This window comes from Croceicoccus estronivorus (assembly GCF_001625325.1).
GTDB lineage: Bacteria > Pseudomonadota > Alphaproteobacteria > Sphingomonadales > Sphingomonadaceae > Caenibius > Caenibius estronivorus.
The window spans coordinates 1-5,000 of sequence record NZ_JRQQ01000016.1 but is presented as its reverse complement, the minus strand read 5'-3'; the positions used below and the strand labels follow the sequence as shown (position 1 = coordinate 5,000).

Annotated in this window: 1 protein-coding gene, 2 tRNA genes and 2 rRNA genes (1 of these 5 running past the window's edge); 4 read left to right on the top strand and 1 reads right to left on the bottom strand. The window is 54.6% G+C overall.

What is annotated here, in order from left to right:
- From MB02_RS16750 to MB02_RS16740, 3 genes are all read left to right on the top strand, one after another.
- Positions 1-2,449: ribosomal RNA gene (locus MB02_RS16750) — 23S ribosomal RNA — on the top strand; it begins 342 nt to the left of the window's first position.
- Between the two features lie 102 nt (positions 2,450-2,551).
- Positions 2,552-2,666: ribosomal RNA gene (gene rrf / locus MB02_RS16745) — 5S ribosomal RNA — on the top strand.
- Positions 2,667-2,830: 164 nt separating this feature from the next.
- Positions 2,831-2,907 (top strand) — tRNA-Met (locus MB02_RS16740).
- An 88-nt stretch (positions 2,908-2,995) separates the two neighbouring features.
- Here MB02_RS16740 and MB02_RS16735 read toward each other — a convergent pair.
- Positions 2,996-4,405 (bottom strand): hypothetical protein, encoded by a 1,410-nt coding sequence (locus MB02_RS16735; protein ID WP_156495570.1) that lies wholly within the window; start codon positions 4,403-4,405, stop codon positions 2,996-2,998.
- Positions 4,406-4,691: 286 nt separating this feature from the next.
- On the opposite strand from MB02_RS16735, the gene MB02_RS16730 reads away from it, so the two are divergent.
- Positions 4,692-4,765: transfer RNA gene (locus MB02_RS16730), tRNA-Gly, on the top strand.
- Positions 4,766-5,000 lie beyond the last annotated feature (235 nt).

Below are 5,000 nucleotides of genomic sequence, written 5' to 3'. Positions count from 1 at the left end.
GAAAGAGTGGCCATAGCGGGTGATAGCCCCGTATGCGAAAGTGATGATGAAGGACTCGAGTAGGGCGGGACACGTGTAATCCTGTCTGAACATGGGGGGACCACCCTCCAAGCCTAAATACTCGTACATGACCGATAGCGAACAAGTACCGTGAGGGAAAGGTGAAAAGCACCCCGATTAGGGGAGTGAAACAGTACCTGAAACCGAATGCTTACAAGCAGTTGGAGCCCCTTTAGGGGGTGACAGCGTACCTCTTGCATAATGGGTCAGTGACTTAATTTATCGTGCAAGCTTAAGCCGTTAGGTGTAGGCGCAGCGAAAGCGAGTCTGAATAGGGCGACTGAGTACGATGAATTAGACCCGAAACCCGGTGATCTAGGCATGACCAGGTTGAAGGTGCGGTAACACGCACTGGAGGACCGAACCGTTGCATGTTGAAAAATGCTCGGATGAGTTGTGTTTAGGGGTGAAAGGCCAATCAAACCGGGAAATAGCTGGTTCTCCGCGAAATCTATTGAGGTAGAGCGTCGGATGTATGCCGATGGGGGTAGAGCACTGGATGGGCTAGGGCTGCGCGAGCGGTACCAAACCTAACCAAACTCCGAATACCATCGAGTCTTATCCGGCAGACAGACGGCGGGTGCTAAGGTCCGTCGTCAAAAGGGAAACAGCCCTAACCTACAGCTAAGGTCCCCAAGTCATCACTAAGTGGGAAAGCATGTGGGATTTCCAAAACAACCAGGAGGTTGGCTTAGAAGCAGCCATCCTTTAAAGAAAGCGTAACAGCTCACTGGTCTAAATAAGAGATCCTGCGGCGAAGATGTATCGGGGCTAAAGTGATGCACCGAAGCTTAGGGTTCAGTCTTTGACTGAGCGGTAGCGGAGCGTTCCGTAAGCGAGTGAAGCGGGAGGGTAACCGACCGTGGACGTATCGGAAGTGCGAATGCTGACATGAGTAGCGATAAAGAGGGTGAGATGCCCTCTCGCCGAAAGACCAAGGGTTCCTGCTCAACGCTAATCGGAGCAGGGTAAGCCGGCCCCTAAGACGAGCCCGAAGGGGGTAGTCGATGGGAACCACGTTAATATTCGTGGGCCTGGTGGTGTGTGACGGATCGCGGAAGTTGTTCATCCTTATCGGATTGGATGGGCAGCCAAGTGGTTCCAGGAAATAGCCCCACCGTATAGACCGTACCCGAAACCGACACAGGTGGTCAGGTAGAGTATACCAAGGCGCTTGAGAGAAGTATCCTGAAGGAACTCGGCAAATTGCCTCCGTACCTTCGGAAGAAGGAGGCCCCATTATTGCGCAAGCAGTAGTGGGGGGCACAGGCCAGGGGGTAGCGACTGTTTATCAAAAACACAGGACTCTGCTAAGTCGGCTTCAAGACGACGTATAGGGTCTGACGCCTGCCCGGTGCTCGAAGGTTAAGAGGAGGAGTGCAAGCTCCGAATTGAAGCCCGAGTAAACGGCGGCCGTAACTATAACGGTCCTAAGGTAGCGAAATTCCTTGTCGGGTAAGTTCCGACCTGCACGAATGGCGTAACGACTTCCCCACTGTCTCCAGGATATGCTCAGCGAAATTGAATTCTCCGTGAAGATGCGGAGTACCCGCGGTTAGACGGAAAGACCCCGTGCACCTTTACTGCAGCTTCAGAGTGGCATTAGGAAAGAGTTGTGTAGCATAGGTGGGAGGCTTTGAAACGTTGGCGCCAGCTGACGTGGAGCCATAGGTGAAATACCACCCTGCTGTTTTCTGATGTCTAACCTCGTACCGTTATCCGGTACAGGGACCCTCTGTGGCGGGTAGTTTGACTGGGGCGGTCGCCTCCTAAAGAGTAACGGAGGCGCGCGATGGTAGGCTCAGGCCGGTTGGAAACCGGCTGCAAGAGTGCAATGGCATAAGCCTGCCTGACTGCGAGACCGACAGGTCGAGCAGAGACGAAAGTCGGTCATAGTGATCCGGTGGTCCCTCGTGGAAGGGCCATCGCTCAACGGATAAAAGGTACGCCGGGGATAACAGGCTGATGATTCCCAAGAGCTCATATCGACGGAATCGTTTGGCACCTCGATGTCGGCTCATCACATCCTGGGGCTGGAGCAGGTCCCAAGGGTTTGGCTGTTCGCCAATTAAAGTGGTACGTGAGCTGGGTTCAGAACGTCGCGAGACAGTTTGGTCCCTATCTGCCGTGGGCGTCGATACTTGAAAGGAGTTGCCCCTAGTACGAGAGGACCGGGGTGAACGTACCTCTGGTGTACCTGTCATCGTGCCAACGGTGCAGCAGGGTAGCTATGTACGGACGGGATAACCGCTGAAAGCATCTAAGCGGGAAGCCTCCCTTAAGATTAGGTATCTTCGAGTCGTGATAGACCATCACGTTGATAGGCCGGGTGTAGAAGTGCGGTAACGTATGGAGCTAACCGGTCCTAATAACTCTGATCATGCTTGATGAATCCCACCATCAACGACAGTCCTGAAGAGGAACTGTCCGATGGCGGACGGTTCTCAGTCAGATATACATCGATTAGAACTGCGACACGCTGGCTCCATTGCTTGGTGACCATGGCGTCTGTGACCCACCCGATCCCATCTCGAACTCGGCCGTGAAACCAGACAGCGCCGATGGTACTAATGCTTAAGCATTGGAAGAGTAGGACGTCGCCAGGCATTGAAGCTGGCGTGAGCGCGGGAAACCCATTCATAATGTTAAAAAGCCGCTGCCGGATAAGTCCGAGCGGCGGCTTTTTAGTCTCTGGGCTATATGCTTGGGGGAATTGGCATTCTATCATCGCTAAAACTGTGCGATGATAGAATGTTAAACAGATCGGTGACGCGGGGTGGAGCAGTCCGGTAGCTCGTCAGGCTCATAACCTGAAGGTCGTAGGTTCAAATCCTACCCCCGCAACCAATGGTAACCCGGCTTCGGCGGGGTTTTTTATTGCCCATTTTCATTGCTTGTTTTCGGAGTTGGGTCTTTTGCCTGTGAGCCGTCTCTCTCAGAGCAAGATGCCCCGCTGCATGTAGGCGGGGGGATTTAGATCGAAATTTCGTAATATGCTTGGTGCGATTTCCGTGGTTGAAATTTGGCTACGCGTTTGCTGCGTGTCTGCTCGAACACAGGGATCGTAGATCAGCATCATGCCTTCCGGAATGTGGTATGCGTTGGCCCCGGCGGCATCCTGCATTGTCAGATTGGTAATCCCGAACTTCTCGGCTGACACCTTGTCGCCCTGGAAGGTGACTTCCAGGGTGTTCTGGTTGTTGAGCGAAAAATCGAGCCGGAAAATGCCTTCCCCCAGATCGGTCAGATCGATCCCTTGTCCGTTCAGTGACAATGCCCCCAGATTCTGGCGAAATCTCGCACGCTGATCTTCGTCGACATAGACATTATATTGCGGGACCATGGCGGGGCGTTTGTGCCAAGCGTTTTGAGGGATGCCGATGGCCTCCATCAGTTTGGCAAAGCCAGTTATTATCACTTTGCGATCGACGCGCTCCCTCCCCTGAAACGCAGCCTGCCCCATACTGGTCGCGACGATCAGCATGTGGTCCGGATTACGCTCCACATGGCGCATGAGTTGCCCGATCTGGTAGTCTGCTTCCCGCATTGTGAACGGGATTTCATCCGACCAGTCGGCAATCCAGTCCGGCCCGAACTTCAAGGCTTCGTAGTCGGCGGGAAACAAGGCCGGCCAATAACGGTGCATCGATGACGCAACGTGGTTGGTGAAGAAGAAACTGATGTCAGGGCGTTCCTGGCGGAGCGCCTTGAGATAAAAGTCGAACGCCAGCTGCACCTGCGTCGTGCGGCGGCGTACGATCCGCTTGCGATTGAGCCGTTCGGAAACGAGCTGGGATGCCACCTGCTTGGCGGTTCTGGCTGAAAGCCCCATGCCTGGCGCATTTGCCAGAAAGCGGCTGGCTTCCTTGAAAGCGATCGCGCCATTGACCTGAGAGGCGTTATTGCCGGCCATGCGCAGATTGAAATCCTGAAATGCCCGATACTTTGCCGGAAAGCACTCGGGCCCGGCTGCGAATGTATCCGGCACATAGAACGCGTAATCGTGAACATTGCCGGGTATCGGATAGGTGTGCAGGCTGCCGAATACGCCGGGCTTTATGCCGCGGGCGGAGAGCAGACGCCAGATGGGGGGAAACTCCTTATCCGCTGCGCCAAGATCCTGACCGAAATCGGAAATACCGTGATCGTCGTTGGTTACCCCGCGGTGTAGCGTCGGCCAGGTAATCCAGGGGCTAAGGTGTCCGCTGTCTTCCGCATATGTCTCGAAAGCGCGCGCATGGGCTTTCAATTTGGCGACGGCACTTTGCGGCATCTGAGCGGCAAAATGATCGAAGACCTTGAAGGGAACTTCGTTGAGCTCGTAAAAGACGATCTTCTTGCCCAATGTGAGTCCTTTCGGCGGCCAGGCCATTCGCTTTGTACGATAATTTCAAGCTTATGTAGCTTTCTATTACGTCGCAAGGCGGCATTCCCCGCAATGCGGTGAACCGTTTTCGTTCGTCCGGGACTGGATTCCTCTGTCCGGCAAGACCGGGCAATCGGGAGTGGGGCCGGATGCATCGCGCAGGGCACCGAAAGATATGTTGACGATATGGCCTCGCTCATGGCACTTGGCCGCCGCTTCGCCGGAAGCAGCGCACCAGGCGCCTTCGATGAGTCGGCAGAGCAATGCGGGTGTAGCTCAATGGTAGAGCAGCAGCTTCCCAAGCTGACGACGAGGGTTCGATTCCCTTCACCCGCTCCAGTTTTCACATCTGAAAACGTGTTTTTCCTGACAGGGATAACCCATCGGATTGCGCATGGTTTGCTGTGGTTTCCGGCGCTGCTGGATACCATTTCCGGTATATCGGCATTTCTTTGTCTGCTGCTGCATGGCGGCACCCCCTTATCGCATGACGGCAAGGAGGCTATGGCGTGGGTCGCACTGGAAAGAAGGGAACTCTGACAGATGAAGACGCGCGCAGCGGTAGCTTTTGAGG